Source organism: Variovorax sp. 10N420 (assembly GCF_056394705.1).
This window is the reverse complement of record NZ_JBFTIJ010000004.1, coordinates 390,750-410,527: the sequence shown is the minus strand read 5'-3', so window position 1 is coordinate 410,527 and position 19,778 is coordinate 390,750. Positions and strand designations below refer to the sequence as shown.

16 protein-coding genes are annotated in these 19,778 nt (G+C 63.7%); 12 read left to right on the top strand and 4 right to left on the bottom strand.

The features are described 5' to 3' along the window. The first annotated feature begins 1 nt into the window (after position 1). The 4 genes from AC1DEK_RS13100 (at position 2) to AC1DEK_RS13085 (ending at position 11,240) form a co-directional block, all read left to right on the top strand. On the top strand, positions 2-979 hold the full coding sequence (locus AC1DEK_RS13100; protein ID WP_478125655.1) for a Bug family tripartite tricarboxylate transporter substrate binding protein: 978 nt from the start codon (positions 2-4) through the stop codon (positions 977-979). Further along, on the top strand, positions 915-2,594 hold the full coding sequence (locus tag AC1DEK_RS13095) for a tannase/feruloyl esterase family alpha/beta hydrolase (RefSeq protein ID WP_478125654.1): 1,680 nt from the start codon (positions 915-917) through the stop codon (positions 2,592-2,594). Before AC1DEK_RS13100 ends, AC1DEK_RS13095 begins: the two co-directional genes overlap by 65 nt. A gap of 265 nt (positions 2,595-2,859) precedes the next feature. Further along, positions 2,860-3,078 carry a hypothetical protein gene (locus tag AC1DEK_RS13090; protein WP_478125653.1) on the top strand — a complete coding sequence of 73 codons (219 nt, stop codon included), beginning with the start codon at positions 2,860-2,862 and terminating at the stop codon, positions 3,076-3,078. Further along, positions 3,075-11,240: a glycoside hydrolase family 94 protein gene (locus AC1DEK_RS13085; RefSeq protein WP_478125652.1), complete on the top strand. Its 8,166-nt coding sequence runs from the start codon at positions 3,075-3,077 to the stop codon at positions 11,238-11,240. The genes AC1DEK_RS13090 and AC1DEK_RS13085 overlap by 4 nt, the downstream gene beginning before the upstream one ends. A gap of 416 nt (positions 11,241-11,656) precedes the next feature. Here AC1DEK_RS13085 and AC1DEK_RS13080 read toward each other — a convergent pair whose 3' ends face one another. Together AC1DEK_RS13080 and AC1DEK_RS13075 are read right to left on the bottom strand one after the other, a co-directional pair. Further along, a complete protein-coding gene (locus tag AC1DEK_RS13080) occupies positions 11,657-12,343 on the bottom strand; it encodes a Crp/Fnr family transcriptional regulator (RefSeq protein ID WP_478125651.1) in 687 nt (228 codons plus the stop codon). A 113-nt stretch (positions 12,344-12,456) separates the two neighbouring features. Continuing rightward, positions 12,457-13,176 carry a Crp/Fnr family transcriptional regulator gene (locus AC1DEK_RS13075; RefSeq protein WP_478125650.1) on the bottom strand — a complete coding sequence of 240 codons (720 nt, stop codon included), beginning with the start codon at positions 13,174-13,176 and terminating at the stop codon, positions 12,457-12,459. Positions 13,177-13,450: 274 nt separating this feature from the next. Between AC1DEK_RS13075 and AC1DEK_RS13070 the strand changes: the two genes are divergently transcribed. The 3 genes from AC1DEK_RS13070 to AC1DEK_RS13060 all read left to right on the top strand — a co-directional run bounded on the left by AC1DEK_RS13070 (position 13,451) and on the right by AC1DEK_RS13060 (position 15,126). Then, on the top strand, positions 13,451-13,717 hold the full coding sequence (locus AC1DEK_RS13070; RefSeq protein ID WP_478125649.1) for a hypothetical protein: 267 nt from the start codon (positions 13,451-13,453) through the stop codon (positions 13,715-13,717). Continuing rightward, positions 13,692-13,964 (top strand): DUF1488 family protein, encoded by a 273-nt coding sequence (locus AC1DEK_RS13065; protein ID WP_478125648.1) that lies wholly within the window; start codon positions 13,692-13,694, stop codon positions 13,962-13,964. Before AC1DEK_RS13070 ends, AC1DEK_RS13065 begins: the two co-directional genes overlap by 26 nt. 118 nt (positions 13,965-14,082) lie before the next feature. After that, positions 14,083-15,126 (top strand): Cj0069 family protein, encoded by a 1,044-nt coding sequence (locus AC1DEK_RS13060; RefSeq protein WP_478125647.1) that lies wholly within the window; start codon positions 14,083-14,085, stop codon positions 15,124-15,126. Positions 15,127-15,198: 72 nt separating this feature from the next. On the opposite strand, the gene AC1DEK_RS13055 is transcribed toward AC1DEK_RS13060, so the two are convergent. Next, complete coding sequence (locus tag AC1DEK_RS13055; RefSeq protein ID WP_478125646.1) at positions 15,199-15,843, bottom strand: glutathione S-transferase family protein; 645 nt, start codon at positions 15,841-15,843, stop codon at positions 15,199-15,201. A gap of 231 nt (positions 15,844-16,074) precedes the next feature. Between AC1DEK_RS13055 and AC1DEK_RS13050 the strand changes: the two genes are divergently transcribed. Both AC1DEK_RS13050 and AC1DEK_RS13045 read left to right on the top strand, forming a co-directional pair. Next, positions 16,075-16,842, top strand: a complete 768-nt coding sequence (locus tag AC1DEK_RS13050) for a LysR family transcriptional regulator (protein WP_478125645.1) — start codon at positions 16,075-16,077, stop codon at positions 16,840-16,842. A gap of 22 nt (positions 16,843-16,864) precedes the next feature. Further along, on the top strand, positions 16,865-17,044 hold the full coding sequence (locus AC1DEK_RS13045) for a hypothetical protein (protein ID WP_478125847.1): 180 nt from the start codon (positions 16,865-16,867) through the stop codon (positions 17,042-17,044). A 55-nt stretch (positions 17,045-17,099) separates the two neighbouring features. Here AC1DEK_RS13045 and AC1DEK_RS13040 read toward each other — a convergent pair whose 3' ends face one another. Next, on the bottom strand, positions 17,100-18,026 hold the full coding sequence (locus AC1DEK_RS13040; RefSeq protein ID WP_478125644.1) for a LysR family transcriptional regulator: 927 nt from the start codon (positions 18,024-18,026) through the stop codon (positions 17,100-17,102). A gap of 109 nt (positions 18,027-18,135) precedes the next feature. Between AC1DEK_RS13040 and AC1DEK_RS13035 the strand changes: the two genes are divergently transcribed. From AC1DEK_RS13035 to AC1DEK_RS13025, 3 genes are read left to right on the top strand one after another with little or no spacing between them, the layout of a single operon-like run. Continuing rightward, positions 18,136-18,870 (top strand): SDR family NAD(P)-dependent oxidoreductase, encoded by a 735-nt coding sequence (locus AC1DEK_RS13035; RefSeq protein WP_478125643.1) that lies wholly within the window; start codon positions 18,136-18,138, stop codon positions 18,868-18,870. A gap of 15 nt (positions 18,871-18,885) precedes the next feature. After that, on the top strand, positions 18,886-19,485 hold the full coding sequence (locus tag AC1DEK_RS13030) for an NADPH-dependent F420 reductase (protein WP_478125642.1): 600 nt from the start codon (positions 18,886-18,888) through the stop codon (positions 19,483-19,485). A gap of 33 nt (positions 19,486-19,518) precedes the next feature. Beyond that, positions 19,519-19,776, top strand: coding sequence for a helix-turn-helix domain-containing protein (locus tag AC1DEK_RS13025; protein ID WP_478125641.1), 258 nt, complete (start codon positions 19,519-19,521; stop codon positions 19,774-19,776). Positions 19,777-19,778 lie beyond the last annotated feature (2 nt).

Here is a 19,778-nt window from a genome sequence, read left to right as displayed (position 1 = left end):
GATGAACCGCATAAAACTTTCACGTCGCAGCGTGCTGCAAACCGGGCTTCTCGCGGCCGCGATGCCTGCGCTTCCGGCGTTCGCTCAGGATAGCCGGCCTATTGAGTGGGTTGTTGGATACGCTGCCGGTGGCGGCTCGGACGTTGTGGCAAGAAGTGTGGGCGACGCCATGAGCAAGTCGCTCGGTCAGGCCATTGTCATCAACAACAAGCCAGGCGCTGCAACCAATATCGCCGCGGGCTACGTGGCGAATTCCAAGGACTACGGGCACGTCTTGTTGTCTGCGGATTTTGCGACCTTGGCTGTCAATCCGTGGTTGTTTTCGAAGCTGCCCTACGACCCTGCGAAGGACTTTCAACCTGTCGGCATGCTCGCACGATTCCCCATGCTGCTGGTGATCAGTCCGAATGTGCCGGCGAAGAACCTTGCAGAGTTTCTGGAATGGGCCAAGGCCAATGGACCGGTAGCGTATGCATCGGCAGGAGTCGGGAGTCCCCACCACTTGGCAGCAGAGCTCTTTCGGGAGCGCACCGGCTTGAGCTTGCAGCACGCGCCATATCGAGGCGCCGCCCCTGCCGTTCAGGACTTGATGGGCGGGCAGATTCCATTCGGCTTCATCGATACGGCGAGCGTGCAGCAATACATCGCCACAGGGAAGCTGCGCGCACTCGGCGTCGCGAGCCCGTCTCGGTTGGCCACGATGCCTCACGTTCCCACTCTCAGCGAGCAAGGCGTGAAGGACTTCACTGCCTATGCATGGCAAGGTTTGGTCGTCCCAGCCGGCACCTCCGCTGAGGTGGTTTCGAAGCTGAGCAAGTCGTTGCAGGAAGCGCTCAACTCGACACCGGTCAAGGCCCGCTTCCAAACCCTCGCATTGGAAGGAATGCCTGGCACACCACAACAGATGACCGCCTATGTGGAAGCGGAGCGAGAGCGCTGGGGGAAGGTCATCAAGGCAAATTCCATCAGGCTCGACTAAGCCTCCGAATCGCTTCACCCACAACAACCCACAGGAGACAAACGTGATGATTCCTTCAGTTCAAACCTCGGAACCTGCTTCGCTTCGAGTGCCCTTGGCTTGCTTTGTTGCAGCGGCCGCACTCATTGCTGGATGCGGCGGCGGCGGCGGGTACGCTCTCCCGCCAATTGCTGGAACACCAAGCGGTAGCGCACCTTCGAGTGGAACCGCCCCCGGACCCACCGGAGGTGGCGAATCACCTACCGCTGACGTCGCCCCAGCAATCTCGTGCGACACGCTGGCGGGGCAAACCATCGAGAACGTCCAAGTTACGGCCGCCGTGAACGTTCCCGCCACAGCAACGTTGCCAGCGTACTGCAAGGTCAATGGAACGCAGGTTGGCACGCAGCACGACATTGAGGTCCGTCTGCCCGATGTCTGGCAGCGGCGGTTTGTTCAGCAGGGCGGAGGAGGGTTCGATGGCTCCATTCCTCCCGTGGGAAAAACAAACGTCGCCTTGTCGCAGCACGCGGTGCTCACTGCGAACAATGGTGGCCACCGCGACCCGAGCGGTGCCGTACTCCTGAATAACTCTGCTGTCGTGCAGCTGTATGCGCATACCGCCATCAATGTTGCTACGAAATTCGGCAAGGCAGTCGCGGAGAAGTACTACGCGAAGACAGCCAGCTACTCGTACTACCAAGGCTGTTCGAACGGGGGCCGAGGAGCGCTGAACGCCGCGGCAAAGTACGGCTCGGATTTCGATGCTGTTATCGCGGGCGCGCCAACTCGAAATCTCCCTGGCCAGATCGAGCAGTGGACGCGTGCATCGGCACTTGCAATGCCCTCGTCGACCAAGCTCGCGGCGGTCAATGCCGCCGCCGTTGCCAAGTGCGATGCACTTGACGGGGCGGCCGACGGAATCGTCTCGAACTGGTCAGCATGCCAATTCGATCCAACGACTGACGTCCCCGCTGCGGCAGGCCTGACTGCCGACGAAGCCTCCGCCGTCAAGGCGCTCATGACGGACCTCAAGCTGGTGGACGGCAGAACGATTTACTCGGGCTTCGGCGTCGGAAGCATGGCCCAATGGGGCCCGGCCTATGCTTCGCTCGGCGTGGGCCATATGAGGAACATTGTCCTCAACGACGCGAATTGGTCGCCTTCCGGCTTCAGCGTAGACACCTACTACCCTAGCATCGCGGGCGTGATTGATGGCTACTACGGCTTCAGTGCATCGGTAAGCGGCCTTTCCGACTACCTCAAGGCAGGCAAGAAGATAGTGATTTGGCACGGCTCCGACGATGCATTGCTGTCGCATAGGGACACGATCCGAACATGGGAGCCCGTGGCTTCGTCGGCAGGTGCCGCAGCTGCTGCCAATTCGCGGCTCTACATTGCTGCTGGTGTGAACCACTGCGGAGGCGGACCGGGCGCTGACACCTTCGACTTGCTGACGCCGACCATGGCCTGGGTGGAGAAGGGTACTGACCCGGGCACGCCAGCCGCGACCAAGGTGAATTCGTCCGGAGCAACGCTGTTTTCGCGCCCGCTCTGCCAATACCCGGCGTACCCAAAATACAAGGGTAGCGGTGACATCAACGATGGCGCGAACTATCAGTGCAGCGCAACTTGAGGTAGCGAGCATGGCATCGCGTGGTCCCCACGCGTGACGGGGCCGCGGGCGTCTTCTGCAGACAAGCGAAGACGCCCGCTTGTTCGGGCGCGTAGGCGCGCATCCAGGACCTCCCGCAAGCAAATTCGCTGAACAAGGCGCAGCTTCCTACGTCGAAACCAGACAAAGAAGACACAAGAGTCTGCAATTAAGAGTACCCTGACAGTCACGTTCACAGCTCTCGCAATTGCGCGGTGGTCAAGGTTCGTCCACAGGAATCTTCGCCATGTCGCCCCCCCAATTGCTCGCCGGTTCTCAAATCGAATTCATCACCGGCGACTTTGACGCGCTGTCTGCCCACATGCGACATTGCGCGTTGGCACGAGGGCGATGGTTTTCGATCAGGAGCCATCTACAGCGGGTGCGTTCAGTCGCCGCTGGCCGCCTCGTGACCATGGCCTGCGTGGCCGCGGTGCTCGGCATCGGACTGTTCGCGGTCGCTTGAGTGCCGCTGCGGTCGTCGCCCGGCTCGCCATGCTCAGCGAATATGCACGCCGTCTCCTCTTTGGCCCCCATCCGCAGGTAGAACCCCCGATTCGGGCGGAGCTGTTCGGTGCGCAACGTTTCGAGCAGCACGGCCAAAGCCTGGCCCGCGCGCAGGTGGTGCAGCACGACGCCTCTCGCGGCGGCAGCGCTCCTTTTTTCCCGAGGGTGGACAAAAACCTCGAATCGCTGCGCGAGTCCTTCGACTACATCGCACTGACTTCGCGCAGCGGCCGCTATGTGACGCCGGCGGCCGAATGGCTGCTCGACAATTTTCATTTGGTCGAGGCGCAACTCCATCAGATTCGCGAGGGCGTGCCCCGCAGCTACTACGCGCGCCTGCCCAAGCTCTCCGAAGAACCTTTGACCGGCCTGCCGCGCGTCTACGGTATCGCTTGGGCCTATGTGGCCCATACCGACAGCGTGCTGAACGAGGAGCTGTTCACCGCCTTCCTCAACGCCTATCAAGACGTCGACGAACTCGCGCTCGGTGAACTGTGGGCTTTACCGACGACGCTACGCGTGGTGCTGCTGGAAAATCTGCGGCGCGTCGCCGAAAGCATCGCCGAGCACAAGGCCGCACGGGAGATCGCACATGCAGTGTGGGATGCGGCGGGGGCGCTGTGCGTGCAGGACCTGGATGTGCTGTACCGCGCGCTTCAAAGCCGCGGCATGCAGTGGATCTATCTCACCCAACTGTGGCAGCGTCTTCCGGTCGAGCACGGGGACGACTTACCTGTGCTCGTGAAGTGGACGGAACAACACTGCCCCAATGGTCCCGCGCTGATTGCAGAGGCGCAAACCGCGCAGGCGGCCGCCAATCTCACCGTCGGCAACATCATCACGACGCTGCGCATGATCGGCCAGCTCGAGTGGGCCGACTTGATCGAACCGGTCAGCCGGTCTTTGCGCGTGCTGCGAACACTGCCGAGCTTCAGCCGCGAAAGTGAAATCACCAGACGGCAGATCACTCACGCCATGGAGCAGGTCGCGCGCACAAGTCGCCACCCTGAAAGCGAAGTCGCTCGGGAGGTATTGCGCCAGGCATCTGACGCCGTGGCCGAGCCGCGCAAGCCAGAGGACGACACGGACCCTTGGTTGCTGGCCCAACAAACGGCAGGCTATTACCTCTTCGGTGAAGGTCGTACGTCATTGATCGCTGCGCTGGCGGCGGGCGGCAGCGGCGCGCGCCCTCTCGCGCAGCCGAAGACTGCGCCCGGCAACTGGCGCCTGCCGCTTTACGTGATCACGATCATCAGCGGCATCGCGCTGCTGCTCGCAGCAGCGGTACACGAACTCGATCGCGTCGGATGGCAGGTCGCAACTTGGAAGTCGATCGTGGCGCTGGTACTGCTTGCCTGGCCGCTTTCTGAAGCAGTGATTGCGCTGCTGCACCGCATCTTGGCTGAGTCGACCCATGTCAACGCATTGCCGCGGCTGGATTTTGCGGAGGGCATTCCGCAAGCGCATTCCGTACTCGTGGTCATTCCGTCCATGCTGGATTCGCTCGAAGCCAATGCGCAGCTTGTCCATCGCCTCGAGCTCCATTGGCTTGCGAGTCGCGAGGACCATGCGCAATTTGCGCTGTTGACGGACTGGGAAGATGCGCCGCACGCCGAGATGCCGGACGACTCGGCCTTGCTGGATGACGCAGTCCGGCGCGTCTCAGCCCTCAACGAGGTATATCCCGCTCCGGCGTCCGCTCCTCCTCGCTTCGCGCTTCTGCATCGTCCACGAACGTGGTCCGACACCGAACAGCGCTGGATGGGCTGGGAGAGAAAGCGCGGCAAGCTCGAGATGCTGCTGCGGGTGCTCGCGGTCGGCGATACGAGCGGATTTGTTCCGATGGCCGCGGGATTTAGGCTTGCGGCACGAATCCCCTATGTATTGACGCTCGATAGCGACACCGGCCTGCCTCCAGGCACGCTACGCGAACTCGTCGCGGTGGCGGCTCATCCCCTCAATGCGCCGCAGATCGACCAAGTCGGCCGACGCGTCGCTGCTGGCTTTGGCATCTTTCAGCCGCGCGTCGTCGCACCCTTTCCCGAGCGGCGCGAGCGCTCGTTGTTTCACTGGATGTTCGCGGGCCAATGCGGACTCGACCCTTACAGCAACGGCGCTTTCGACATCTATCAAGACTTCTTCGGCACCGGCTCCTTCACCGGTAAGGGCCTGCTCAATGTGCAGGCCGTGCATTTCGCGCTGGATCGGCGCGTGCCCGATGGCCTCGTGCTGAGCCACGATTTGCTCGAAGGCACGGTTGCCCGCTGTGCGATGGTGAGCGACCTGGTCCTGCTCGAAGACCATCCCCACCATCCCGGTGTCGCCGCCTCGCGCATTCACCGCTGGACGCGCGGCGACTGGCAGCTGTTGCCGTTCATGTTGCACGCGCGACGCTTCGGAATTGACGCACTCGGCTTGTGGAAGATGACTGATAACCTGCGGCGTGCCATGGTAGTGCCAGCGTCCGCGGCGCTGCTCGCATGGGTTGTCTTCACCGATTCATTCCCCTTGAGCTGGGCGCTCACCGCTGTGGGCGCGGCGCTCGTTCTCGGTCCGTTGCTGGGAGCGCTCGCGGGGCTGGTGCCGACGCGGCGCTCGATCGAGCTGCCCCACTTTTTTGATGTCGGTTCCGTCGAGTTGCTTCGCGCCACGGCCAGCGGTGCATGGCAGTTCGTGCAACTCGCGGCGCAGACGCTCCTGCTTCTGGACGCCTCCGCACGCGCTGCGTGGCGGATCGCAGTCAGTCGGCGACATTTGCTCGAATGGACGACCGCAGCCCAGGCGCAAATGCAGGCGCGCTACGACCTGCCTGCGTTCCTGCGAGGTGCGGGTTTGACGAGCGCGGTGTGCATCGCGCTCGCGGTGGCGTCGCTATGGAGCCCGCACCCCCAAGTGGGTGCTGTTCTTTTCGTGCTGTGGATGCTCGCCCCCCTCGTCGCTTGGTGGAGCAGCCGCACGCCAATCGAAGGCGCGCTGACTGGCGAACAGCACGGCTATCTCGAGGCCCTGGCACACGACACCTGGCACTTCTTCGAGCGCGTGGTCGGCCCCGAGGACAACCATCTGCCGCCTGACAACCTGCAACTCGATCCCGAACCGATCATTGCCCATCGAACTTCGCCCACCAACATCGGCATGTACCTTCTGTCATGCTGCTGTGCACGTGAGTTCGGGTGGATCGACACGCCAGCGCTTGCTGCTCGGCTGACCGCGACGCTTGACACTGTCGATCGGCTCGAAAAGCATGAAGGCCATCTCTACAACTGGTACGACACGCAAACGCTGCGGATGCTGCCGCCCGCCTATGTATCGAGCGTGGACAGCGGCAACCTGGCGGGCCATCTGATTGCCGTTGCGCAGGCGTGCCGCAGCTTTTCTTCCGGAAGCATCCAGTTGGAGACGATCGCTCGGCGTTGCGAGATCTTGTGCGCCGGAATGGATTTCCGAGGGCTCTATGACGTCAAGCGGCACCTCTTTCACATCGGCCTGCGGGTCGAAGAGAACGCCCTCGATGCGAGCTACTACGACCTGCTCGCCTCCGAATCGCGCCTCCTGAGCTTCCTTGCCATTGCGAAGGGCGACGTCCCCCAGCGGCACTGGATGGCACTCGGCAGGCCCTTTCTCTCGGTGGGCGTGAGAGCCGGCCTCAAGTCCTGGTCTGGCTCGATGTTCGAATACTTGATGCCGGCGCTCGTGATGGCGGAGCCGGTCGGCGGTTTGCTGCAAGTCGCCAACCTTGCCGCCATCAGTGAGCAGCAGAACTTCGGCTCGACGCAGAACCTGCCATGGGGCGTTTCGGAGTCGGCCTACTTCGCGCGGGACCATTCGCTCGCCTACCAGTACTCCCCCTTTGGCGTGCCCCGCCTTGCGCTGCGTAGAACGCCCCCGACCGATCGCGTAGTCGCGCCTTACGCCACCGCAATGGCGGCGCTGCTGCGGCCGGTCGATGCTTTCGAGAACCTTCGTCTGCTCGAGTCGCTCGGCACACGCGGCGAGTTCGGCTTCTTCGACGCGGTCGATTTCACCGTCTCGCGTCAGCCCGCCGGCCAGCCCTTTACCATCGTGCGCAATGTCATGGCCCATCACCACGGCATGACGCTCGTGGCGCTTTGCAACGCCGCGCGCAACGGTGCGCCGCGCCGCTGGTTCGGCAGCGCACCCCTCGTGCAGGCGCATCAGTCGTTGCTTCACGAGCGTACGCCGCGGCAGATCATCGGCAGCGCGGATCCGCGCACACCGCCAGTGCCGGCAATTGGCGAAGCGCCTCCCATCTATCAACCACGGGTGGTCGATCCGATGGAGCGCGGCTTTCAACCCACGCACTTGCTGTCCAATGGTCAATACACAGTGGCGCTGCGCGCCAATGGCGCGGGCGTGAGCCGCTGGCGGGCGTTCAACGTGAGCCGTTGGCGCGACGATCCGCTGCGCGACGGCTACGGCACGTTCTTCTACGTGCGCGATGCAGGCAGCAGCGCGCTGGCCTCCTTGACAGCCTTGCCTGCCCCGGGCGAAGACTGGCGCTACCGTGCGCGCTTTCTGGCCGACCAGGTTCAGTTCGACGCGAGCGGGCCGGGATTGCAGGCGCGCATCACGGTGCTTATCAGTCCCGAGGACGACACGGAACTGCGCACTGTATCGCTGCACAACACGGGCGCCGAGACGCGCACCATGGAACTCTTTTCATATTTTGAGCCGGTACTCTCCGACCCGAAGGCAGATGAGGCGCACCCGGCTTTCGCCAATCTTTTCCTCGAGAGCCGCTGGGACCCGGATTGGCGCGCGCTGCGGATGTCCCGCAAGCCTCGGCTGCAAGGCGAACCCATGATGGCGGCCGCGCACTTCATCGCAGCGGTCGATGCTCTGGTGCTGGCTGTCGACTGCATGACCGACCGGCGCGCCTTCGTCGGGCGCAATCGCACGCTCGCGACGCCGGTGCTCGATCCGCAACCGCGGGGGGCCGACGGCTTGCCGATCAATGGCCTCGATCCTATTGCCTGCTTGCGCGTGCGTCTTTCGATTGCGCCAGGAGCCACTGCGCGCGTGACCTTTGCGACCGCTGCCGCCGACAGCGCGGAGGAACTGATGCCCCGCATCGATCGGTATGCGCAGCCGATGCACGTCCAACGCGCGACGCGCATGGCAGCCACTCTCGCGCAGGTGAGATTGCGCGACCTGAGCATCGACCCGGCGACGAACGTGGCGCTGCAGGACCTCACCACGATCCTTACATACACCACGCCTCGTGTCATGCGCGATCGCGGCTTGATCGACCTGCATCAGATCTGGCGCTTCGGAATTTCGGGCGACAAGCCGATCGTTCTGGTCACCATCCACTCCATCGCTGGAATGGGCCTGGTCGACACGTTGCTGCGCGCGCAACCTTGGTGGGGATTTGGCGGCGTGGCTTGTGACCTGGTGGTGCTCAATAGCGAGCCGCAGTCATACCTGATGCCGCTGCAACGGGAGATCGAAGCGCTGCGCACTCGTGTCGGCCAACAGACGCAGAACAGCTTCCCGCGCAACGACGCCGCGGGGTTCTACCTGCTGCGCGACGCCGAAGTGGCGCCTCCGGAAAAAGCGGCGCTGTCCAGTCTGGCGCGCGTGGTCTTTACCGCCGACGGAAGAGCGCTCGAATCCCAGGTGGCAGCGCTGCGCCAGGCCGCAGTCAGCCCGAACAACCTTCCCAGGGTAGTGCGCTTGGCGGCTCCGCCGGTCCAGGCGGCCCCGCAAGCGCGCCAAGTCGATGCAGCAGCGAACTCGTTGCAAGGCGACTTCGACCCCGAGAGCGGCGAGTTCCGCTTCGATATCGACATGCACCGTCGCCCGATGCGGCCCTGGATCAACGTCATCGCCAATGCGTCGTTCGGCTTTCAGGTCTCGGAATCGGGCGCCGGCTACACATGGGCCGTGAACAGCCGGCTCCACCAGATCACACCCTGGTCCAACGATCCTGTCTGCGACCCGACGTTTGAACACTACCTGCTGGAAGATCTTGACACTCGCGAATTGCTACCGCTGACGCCTGGGGGATCAAGTACCGCCACCGCCACAACGCACCGCGTGCGCCATGGCCAGGGCTACACCGTCTTCGAGTGCCTGCACCGCGGCGTGATGATGGAAACGACATTCTTCGTTGACCGTGACGAGCGGATGAAGCTTGTGCACGTCGAAGTACGCAACGACGGTGCAAGTGCGCGCCGGCTACGTGCGCTTGCCATGGTGGAGTGGCAACTCGGGGCGGCGCGCGGGGAGCGCCGCACCGTGCATACGTGGAAGGCCAATGATCTGCCAGCGGTGTTCGGCCAGCAGCGCGAATCGAGTGCAGGCTTCGGCGGCAGCACCGCCTTCGTGCAACTTGCAGGGCTCAACGCAGCGGCACAGTGGACCTGTGACCGCGGCGAATTCTTCTCAGGCGGCCAAGGCGCGATCGAACTGCCTCAGACACTGAACGCGCGCGGCGGCAGCGGCCTCGATAGCTGCGCGGCCATCGCGGGCGAGTTCAGCCTGCCGGCCAGCGAGAGCGTCAGCTTCACCTTCATGCTGGGACACGCGGACGATCCGGAGGCCGCTATGCAGATGGCCCGCCGCTGGCAGCAACGCAGCGGTGCCGAAGCGTTGTCGCAGGCGCGCGCATTCTGGGACGAACTGCTGGGTCGGCTGCAGGTGCGCACGCCAGACCCGCTCTTCGATGCGATGGTGAACCGTTGGCTGATGTACCAAACGCTGTCATGCAGGCTCTGGTCCAAGGCCGGCTTCTACCAGGCCGGCGGCGCCTTCGGCTTTCGCGACCAGCTGCAGGATGCAATGGCCTTTGCACTGACTGATCCGGCGCGTCTTCGCGACCAGATACTGATCAATGCGGCGCGTCAGTTTCCCGAAGGCGACGTACAGCACTGGTGGCACATGCCAGGCGGCGCAGGCGTGCGCACGCATTTCTCAGACGATCTCTTGTGGCTGCCCTATGCTGTTTCGCACTACATCGACGTGACGGCGGATCGCTCTGTGCTCGATGAGACAGCGCCCTTCATCGAAGGGCCGGAAGTTGCACTTGGGGCCGAGGACGCGTACTACGCGCCGCAGATCGGCACCCGGGCGGCCAGCATGTACGAACATGGCGCGCGCGCCATCGATCGCAGTCTCGCGACCGGCATACACGGATTGCCGCTGATGGGCACGGGCGACTGGAACGACGGTATGAACCGCGTCGGCCATGAGGGCCGCGGGGAGTCGGTCTGGCTGGCATGGTTCCTCTGCGATGTGGTTGAGCGCTTCGCGCCGTTTGCGGAATCGCGCGGCGATCGAGTTCGAGCGCAGCGATGGCAGACGGCTCGGCGGGGCTGGGTCGAGGCCTTGCATGCATCGGGCTGGGATGGCGCGTGGTTCCGGCGCGCCTTCTTCGACAACGGCGCGCCGCTGGGCTCATCGAGCGATGAGGAATGCCGCATTGACCTGATCGCCCAAGCGTGGGCGACGATCTCGCGTGCCTCGGACAAGGAACACACGTCGAGAGCGCTGTCATCGATGAAAGAACTCCTGCATGACGTGCCCCACGGCTTGATGCGCTTGCTGCACCCGCCCCTGGTGCAATCGACGAACAACCCCGGATACATCCAGGCCTATCCCCCCGGCGTGCGAGAGAACGGCGGGCAGTACTCGCACGCGGCCGTGTGGGCACTGATGGCGCAAGCACTGGAGGGCGATGTCGAAGCGGCCTGGCTCACATTCGAGGGCCTGAGCCCCGCACATCGCGCGCGACATCCGCAAAGGGGACCACTGTATGAGCTCGAGCCCTACGTGATGGCTGGAGACGTCTACGGCGGGGCCCCCTACGCCGGTCGCGGAGGCTGGAGCTGGTACACCGGCTCGGCGGGATGGTTGCATCGGGCCGCCGTCGAGACCCTGCTGGGGCTGACGGTGCGAGGGGACCGACTTTCGGTCACGCCCAGGGTGCCGGCGGACTGGCCGGGTTTCGAGTTGACGCTGAAATTGGCGGAACGCGGGTTCGTGCTGCGATACGGCCATGTCGAATCGGACGAAGCGACGCACCGCATCGCCGTGGGCGAATGGATCGCATGGGCGGCGTTGCCGGAAGGAGCGGTGGTTCAGGTGGACCCAGCGTGATGCTTGCGCGCGGGTATGCCTTTGACAACGACCAATGCCACCTGCAGCGCTTTCGTTCAGTGATGGAGGCAGAGCGAGAAAGCTGCGACAACAGCGAGCCCGCGAACCATTCGGGACCGAGCCGGGGCGCTGGCGGCGACTTTCAGAGCGTCTGCAGCCCACACTGCTACCGGCCCTGACTCAATCGACGCGCCCCTTGATCAGTCAGGTATTCGCAGCCTCTTGGGTCGGATGCCACCAAGCCATTGGACCTCAAGCGATGTGATACGCCAGTCGTTTCGGCGGGCCGGCTCCTCCCATTTTCATTTGCCAGGCTTTGCAACCTATTCCACTGTGCATCGTTGAGCTGGATTTTCTTGGCCATTTCCCCGCGTGTGGAATTTAACTCTTGGCAGTAGACGAAGGCTTGCGTGACGTCACAGCAATTCATGATATGCCCTCCGGTCTGCGCCGTAGCACGCGCAGGCCACCGCTTCGAGCCCCTCGCGATCCAGTACTGTCAGGGTGCCGCGACGGTACTCGATCAGCTCCTTCCGCTGAAGGGCACCAGCGGCTGCCGTGATGCCAACACGACGCACGCCTAGCATGTAGGCCAGAAATTCCTGCGTCATGGCGAAGCTGTCGGCATGCGCGCGGTCCTGGCTCATCAGCAACCAGCGCGCCAGGCGCGGCCCGATCAGATGAAAGCGCAGGCATGCAGCGGACGCGGCCAACTGCATCATGAGGACATGCGTATAGCGGGCCATTGCGCGCCGCAGCGCGGAGCTATGCTCAAGCTCGCGCCGGAAGTTGGCAGCGGTGAGGCGCCAGGCGGTGCCAGGGCCCTGCACCACCGCGCGTAACGGCGTGGTCGAAACGCCAAGTGCCAGATGCGCTCCGAGCATGCCTTCGCGGCCGACCATGCCGACCTCCAGGCCCGGATGGCTATCGATACGGGCGACTAGTGAAATGAAGCCGTCGACTGGAAACCAGGCAAAGCGGGTGTGCGCTGCGTGCTCGTACACCACATCCCCCAGCACCAATTGAACCGGCTGGCAAACAGCAAGCAAACGCTTGCGATCTGCGCGGGGCAGCAATTGGATGAGATGGTTTTCTGGGGCCAACGGACGCTTTCGAAGGGTAAGGCGCCGTAGTCTGCCCGCCGCCGCGCACCCTGACTGTCTGCCAACGCACACAGCGGCAAGTGATCGGCAGCGCCTCGCTCACGCACGAACGCTCAGGTCGCAATGTCGGCCGGAAGCAGCCGGTCGTACTCGGACTTGACGACCGCATAGCACTCGCAGGTGCGCTTCTCCAGCCCCGCGCGATCCAGCACCGAGATGTGGCCGCGCGCATAGCGGATCAGGCCGGCCTGCTGCAGCTTGAGCGCACCCTCGGTCACGCCTTCGCGCCGAACACCGAGCATGTTGGCAATCAACTCCTGCGTCATCACGAGCTCGCTACCCTGCAGGCGGTCGAGGCTCAGCAAGAGCCAGCGACACAGTTGCTGGTCCAGCGAATGGTGCCGGTTGCACACAGCCGTCTGGGCCATCTGCGTAATCAATGCCTGGGTGTAGCGCAGCAGCAGGTGCAGCACAGGACCTGCCCGGTTGAACTCCTCTTTCATGAGATCGGCCTGCAATCGGAACCCCCGGCCGGCGCTCTGCACCACCGCACGGCTGGGCGTCGATTCGCCACCCATGAAGAGCGAAATGCCGACGATGCCCTCATTGCCCACCACCGCGATCTCGGCCGAGGCGCCGTTCTCCATCACGTACAGCAACGACACGATCGACGTGGTCGGAAAGTACACGTGACTCAGCGTTCTGCCCGATTCATAGAGTACCTGCCCCAACGGCATGTCGACAGCCTCAAGTTCTGGGAACCAGCGCTCCCGCTCGGGGTCCGCCAGCGCGGCAAGCAGATGGTTCTTCAACGGGTCGGGGGACTTGGGCATCGCGCAAACTCCGCAGCAAAGAAGACACCTAGGATCAGCCGGAGCGGCGCCCCTCGCGCACCCGACAAAGCCAGTATAGGGGTCGCTGCTTGCCTGTGTGCGGTGCCGCACAGTAACCGCGACGCGACTCGAAGATCAAAGCAGAGGATAGGCGTCGACTTGAGCGGCCAAGCCGCCGGCCGATGCATTGTGTCTGTGCGCTACCGAACTGACGACCGGCCGTGCGTGGCGTAGAAGGGACCATCGGGCTCAGCCCCTGCTCAAGCAAGGCACCATGGAATACGACCGCGACTCGACGCGCCTTTCTTATCAAGGCTGGGAGATAAGCAGCCACCTCAGCAGTGTTTCCTTGGGCGGCACGGTGGCCGCAGGCGCGATGCTGTACTTCAAAGACGCGTGCCAGTGCCACATCATCTCGTGCAGGCAATTCGCCCATGGCAGCGATGCCATCCATGCCATCGAAGCAAGAGCGTCGCTCTGGATCGATGACCGAAGAAGCAATCCCAGAACCTCCCATGTCGTACCCTCCTTTCTTTCATGAGGCCTCGGGCTCCGTCCACTTTTGGGTTCCCATCGATGGCGCGCTGGTGGGCGCGAGCATTGGCAAGGAGACTCTGCATTACTGCTATCGGCCGACCGCCAGTGACGACGAGCCGCTGGCGACCTACCAGCATCACGCGCAGGAAATCGATGCGGCTGTGCGCAGGCGCGTCTCGGGCGGTTCCGTCGAGCCGGTGATGTTGCGCGACTACGACCTGCACGAAGCAACGGGAAAGGGCATCGAATAACCTCAGAACGACTCGGCCTCGGAGTCTCAGCAAACTTCGCAGCTTCACAAAGGCCGGCCGGTGGGCGTGGTCGGCCGAGCACTCCTATCAGATGGCTGAAACCGCGCGGATGAACGTCATGCCATCTACTCGCCCGCCATCTGTGGCCTTGCTCTACCCGGGCGATCGTCCGATCCGCGAGCGCAGCGATCCGGCCGAAAGCCGCTTCGCGGCCTTGTTCGCAGCCTTCGCGAGGGCCGGCGTGGCCGCGGAACCGGCTGTCTATCATGACGAATTTGCCGATGAGGTTGCCGCGCAGCTGCGGCGCGTCGACGCCGTGCTCGTCTGGTGCAATCCAGTCGAGGGCGGTCGCCGCCGCGATCGGCTCGACGCTGTGTTGCGTGAAGCAGCGCAGGCAGGCGTCTTCGTCAGTACTCATCCCGACACCATCCTGCGCCTGGGCACAAAAGATGTGCTGGTTGACGTACGTGACCTGCCCTTCGGCAGCGATGCGGTCCGCGTCGACACCCTCGACGAGCTTGCAGCCGGGCTGCCCGATCGCCTGCGCCACGGAGCGCGCGTGCTCAAGCAATATCGAGGGCATAGCGGCATCGGCGTGTGGCGGGTCGAGGGTATCGAAGACTCGCCGCTGCTGCGCGTGCGGCATGCGCAACGCGGCAGCGAGGAAGAGCGCATGGAGCTGCCGATATTGCTCCAGCGCATGGCGCCGTATTTCGAACCTGTCAACGGCGGTCACATGATCGACCAGGCTTGGCAACCGCGTCTGGTCGACGGCATCGTGCGCGCCTATATGGTCGAGGACCGCGTGACCGGGTTCGGCCACCAGGCCATCAATGCGCTGCACCCGGCACGTGCGGGCGAAGAGGCGCCCACGCCGGGGCCACGTCACTATCACGGCGCCGAGCTGCCGCAATTCCAGACGCTGAAGCGTCTGCTCGAAACGCAATGGATAGCGCAACTGCAACAACGCCTCGGCTTGACGCGCGCGCAGTTGCCGATGCTGTGGGACTGCGACTTCATGCTGGGCGAGCCGGCCGACGGTGATCCCGAACGCTTCGTGCTCTGCGAGGTCAACGTCAGCAGCGTCTCGCCCTTCCCGCCTTCGTCGATCGATCCGCTGGTGCAGGCCGTGAAGGCGCGTCTTGCATTGCGGTCCGACTGAGCAAGTGGCCACGCGGCGTCGTGGGTCAACACCGAACCGTGGCGGTACGGGCCAAAGGCCTGATTGCCTAGATCAGAGAGGGCCAGCGTTGATTGCCAGCTGCGCTGCGAATGCCCGCTGGTAAGCAGGCCGCGCTTCGCCGCGAGAGACATAGGCGGCGAGGCTGGGAAACTCGTTCAGAAGGCCAGACGGTCTCAGCCGAAGCAGCACCGACACCATCAGCAGGTCGCCCGCGCTGAAATCGCCGTCCAACCAGTCACCATTGCCCAGGCGCACGGCCAACTGGTTCGAACGGGCGCGCACGCGGTCCTCCACGAGGGGCAGCCGCTCGGCTGACCAAGGCCTGCTGCCTTCCACCACCCTGGCTGTGACGAGTTCGAGGATGGGAGGCTCGACGGTATTGAGCGCCGCGAACATCCACGTGATGGCACGCGCCCGTGCATTGGCATCGGCGGGAAACAAGCCGGGATGGTGCTCGGCGATATGCAGCACGATGGAGCCGGTCTCAAACAGCGCGAGGTCGCCCTCCTCGTAAGTGGGTATCTGCCCGAAGGGATGCAGCGCCAGATGCGCGGGCTCCTTCATTGAGCGAAAGGACACCAGGCGCACCTCGTAGGGCAGGCCGGCTTCTTCCAGTGCCCAGCGGACGCGCGTGTCGCGTGCCAGCCCCCTGCCTCCGTCGGGCGACCGTTCAAAGGCGGTGATGGTGATGGTCATCTCGAGAGTCCTCTGTGAAGTGGTTGTCAGTGATGATGCTGCCATCCTTATCTACCAGAAGAGACTCCAGCCCGACCAACCGGTACAGGGCTGTGCCAATCCCCTACCCTTTGACGTAGCCCATCGCTTCGACGATTTGCCCGCCGCGGACCCGCATCAGATTGATGCCGCGGATGGTTTGGGTGTCGTCGTCACCCCAGCAATAGCGCCATCGGATGACGACGCGCTCACATGGCACGCATCGATGTCTTCTCTGGCCTGACCGAGTTCATGGCCGTGGCCGACCAGGGCAGCTTTCGCTCTGCGGCTGCGCAACTGCGCGTGTCGCCCGCGGCCGTAAGCCAAGCCGTGAGAGTGCTCGAAGTACGAGTGGGCATGCCTCTGTTCCTGCGCACCACACGCAGCGTGGCACTCACCGAGGCCGGTGCACAGCTGCACCGGCGCCTGCGCTCGGCCACCGGCGAGATCGTCGAGGCGCTGGGCGATATCGATGCGCTGCGCCAGCGGCCCAGCGGCGTGTTGCGCCTTTCGGTGCCGCGCATCGCACTCGATCTGGTGGCGCTGCCCGTGCTGCCGGGCTTTCGCTGGCGCGTGCTCGGCACACCGGCCTACCTGGCGCAACACGGCGTGCCCAGGAAACCCGAAGACCTGTTTCAGCACCAGTGCATCGGCTATCGATTTCCGACCGCCAAGATGGTCTACCGCTGGCAGCTCCAGAACAAGGGACGGCCGCTATCGGTCGACGTGGCGGGCGGCACCATCGTCAACGATCACCTGACGATGATTGCGTTGGCCAAGGCCGGCGCCGGCCTCGTCTACACGGCCGACCTGGTGGCGGCGCCCGAGATCGAATCCAAGCGCCTGCGCGCCGTGCTGTCGGCGTATTGCATCAGCGGGCCGGGCTTGCACCTGTACTTTCCGATGCGCAGTCAGCAGCAGCCCAAGCTGCGCGCCTTCATCGACTTCGCGAAGCAGGTGTTGCGAGCCCGCGCCGGCTGAAGCGTTCTCGCATTGAGAACGCATATGGTTCGCTGCCGATCCGAACACGCGCATGGCATGCCTGTTCCTGGAAGCTATTCGCCATCCGGAGCGCCTCGCCGCTGCCGTGGCCGCGATGCGTGCCGCGGGCAAGCCGGTCGTGGCCCTGAAAGTCGGGCGCACCGCCCTCTCGATACGGGCTTTGGAGTGCATGACACATTGAGGTCGAGGTGAGGTCGAGGAGTTGGATCTCTATTCACTCGTCGAACTGATATGGCTTACCGGCCGGTTGGCTGCGAATGCCCTTCTTCGGCGTAGCGTGCTTTGAGGTCATCGATCAGCCACCGGGCTGCGGGTCCGAGCGGCTGCGATGCCCGGTGAAACGCAGCGATCGTCATCGAGTAGCCCTTCGGCAGCATGTCTTCGACATCGATTGACACCAGCGTGCCGTCTGCAAGGTCGCCGCTCACCATGTGCAGCGGCATGTTGCCCCACCCGACACCATCGCGCAGAAACGCGTGCTTTGTCGAGAGGTCTGCAAGGCGCCACGTCGAAGCCGACTTCACCCCATAGTCGCGGCCCGCGCTCAGTTCGGAGCGGTCCGTGAGCACCAGTTGCACCTGATCGGCCAGCGCCGCTTTCGGAATGCGGTGTTTGAGACGCGCCAGCGGGTGGCCGGGCGCGGCGACCGTCACCAGGGACAGCGGACCGATGCTTTCGCTGACGAGCGAAGGAAATTCGAGGGACAGCGGCGCCAGGATGCCCAAGCCGCAGCGACCATCGATCACCGGTTCATAGCCGGCTCCGAGCCCTTCCACGAACACGCGCAGCGGCGTGAGCGGGAACTGGCTTGCAAACGCTTTCGCCGCAGCACTGAAGACGGCAGTCGGGAAGAACACATCGACCACAACCGAGAGTTCGGCCTCGAGCCCAGCCGACAACAGCCTGGCGCGAGCCTTGAGCGTTTCGACTCCCGAAACAACCGTGCGAGCGTCCGCCAACAGGATGACGCCTTCGGGTGTGAGCTTCGGGTAGCGGCCCGACCGATCGAAGAGCTTGACGCCGATCTGGGCCTCCAGACTTCCGACCCAACTGCTGACTGCGGACTGCACGCGATGGAGTCGCCGCGCAGCAGCCGAGAAGCTCCCCTCATCCACGGCGGCCACGAAAGTTCGAAGTTGATCGAGAGACACGCCGTCCAACATGAATGCTCCTTCCATCTTTGAGCCAGATGGGTTGCATCTCAATATACCGGCTTCTCAGATCCGAGCACCCGTCTCAAGATTCGGCCATGTACAAGCAAGGATTCATCACATGACCAGACTGAATGGAAAGACCGCCGTGATCACCGGTGGCGCGACCGGCATCGGCCGCGCCGCGGCAAAGCGCTTTATCGATGAAGGCGCCTTCGTTTTCATCTTCGGCCGTCGGCAGGAAGCGCTCGACGCCGCTGTGGCCGATCTCGGCCCCAATGCCCGCTCGGTAAAGGGCTCGGTGTCCGATTTGGCAGACCTCGACAGACTCTACGCGGCTGTGAAGGCAGAGCGCGGAACCCTCGACATCGTCTTCGCCAATGCCGGGGCGGGAAGCCAGCTCGCGCTCGGAAAGATCACCTCCGAGCACATCGACGAGACCTTCGACACCAACGTGAAAGGTGCGATCTTCACGGTTCAGAAGGCGTTGCCGCTGATGAGCCAGGGCGCGTCGATCATCCTGACCGGATCGAGCGCCGGCACCACGGGCGCTGCGGGGATGAGTGCCTACAGCGCGAGCAAGGCGGCAGTGCGCAACCTCGCGAGGACCTGGGCAGAGGATTTGAAGGGCAGCGGCATCCGAGTCAATGTGCTCTCGCCCGGAGCGACGGCGACCGACCTCGCGAAGGAAGCGCTGGGTGAGGAGGGCCAGAAGGCCTTTGCTGCGATGACTCCGCTTCAACGCATGGCCGATCCGGCAGAAATCGGAGCGGTGGCCGCCTTCCTCGCCTCGTCGGACAGCAGCTTCATGACCGCCAGCGAGGTCGCCGTCGACGGTGGCTTGGCGCAACTCTGACCAAAGGAAGCAAGAATGAGCTACGCAATCATTGGTTTCGGCAGTATTGGCCAGGCTCTGGCCAAGGCATTTGCCCGCAATGGGCTCGAAGTATCTGTTGCAACGACACGCGATCCAAAGAGCTTTGCAGCCGACGCGGCCGTGATCGGTCCCGAAGTCATTCCCAAGACGCTGGCCGAAGCAGTCAAGGCGGACATCCTCTTTTTGGCCGTTCGTTTCGACTCGCACCGAGATGTCGCAAAGGCACTGCCGACATGGAAAGGGAAGATCATCATCGATGTGACCAATGCCTATGGCGTGTCTCCGGAGGACCTGCAAGGACAACCTTCATCCAAGGCCGTCGCGCAGGCCTTCAGCGGTGGAAGACTGGTCAAAGGCTTCAACCACTTGGCTGCTACTGTCCTTGACCAAGAACCGGCGGTACACGGTGGCAGGCGCGTCGTGTTCCTGGCAAGCGACGATGACGATGCAGCGACGGAGGTTGGTGCGCTGGCGGCGAATCTCGGTTTCGCGCCGATCAACCTTGGCGGACTATCTGAAGGTGGATTGCTTGTGCAGGCGCGCGGGAACACCTGGGGTCGGCTGATCTTCAAGGACCTGGTCAGGTTCGAATGACGAAACACGACAAGGCGCAGCGACAATGCACCGATGGCCAAAGGAAAGCGCATATCGGCAGGCATCGGCGACGACGCCTTGCATGCAATCCGGGAATTGGGGGCAGCGGCAAGGCTGGCCCGATCGGCGTGCGGCGAGGGCCAGGCAGCCGCGGCCGCGCGCCTTGGTGTGCATGTCCAAACCATCGGCCGCATTGAAGCGGGTGAGCCCGGCGTGGCCATCGGGCACGCGCTGGGCCTGCTCGCGCTCTACGGCATCGGCATCAGGCTGCAGCAGCCGGAAGGCCGCTGAGC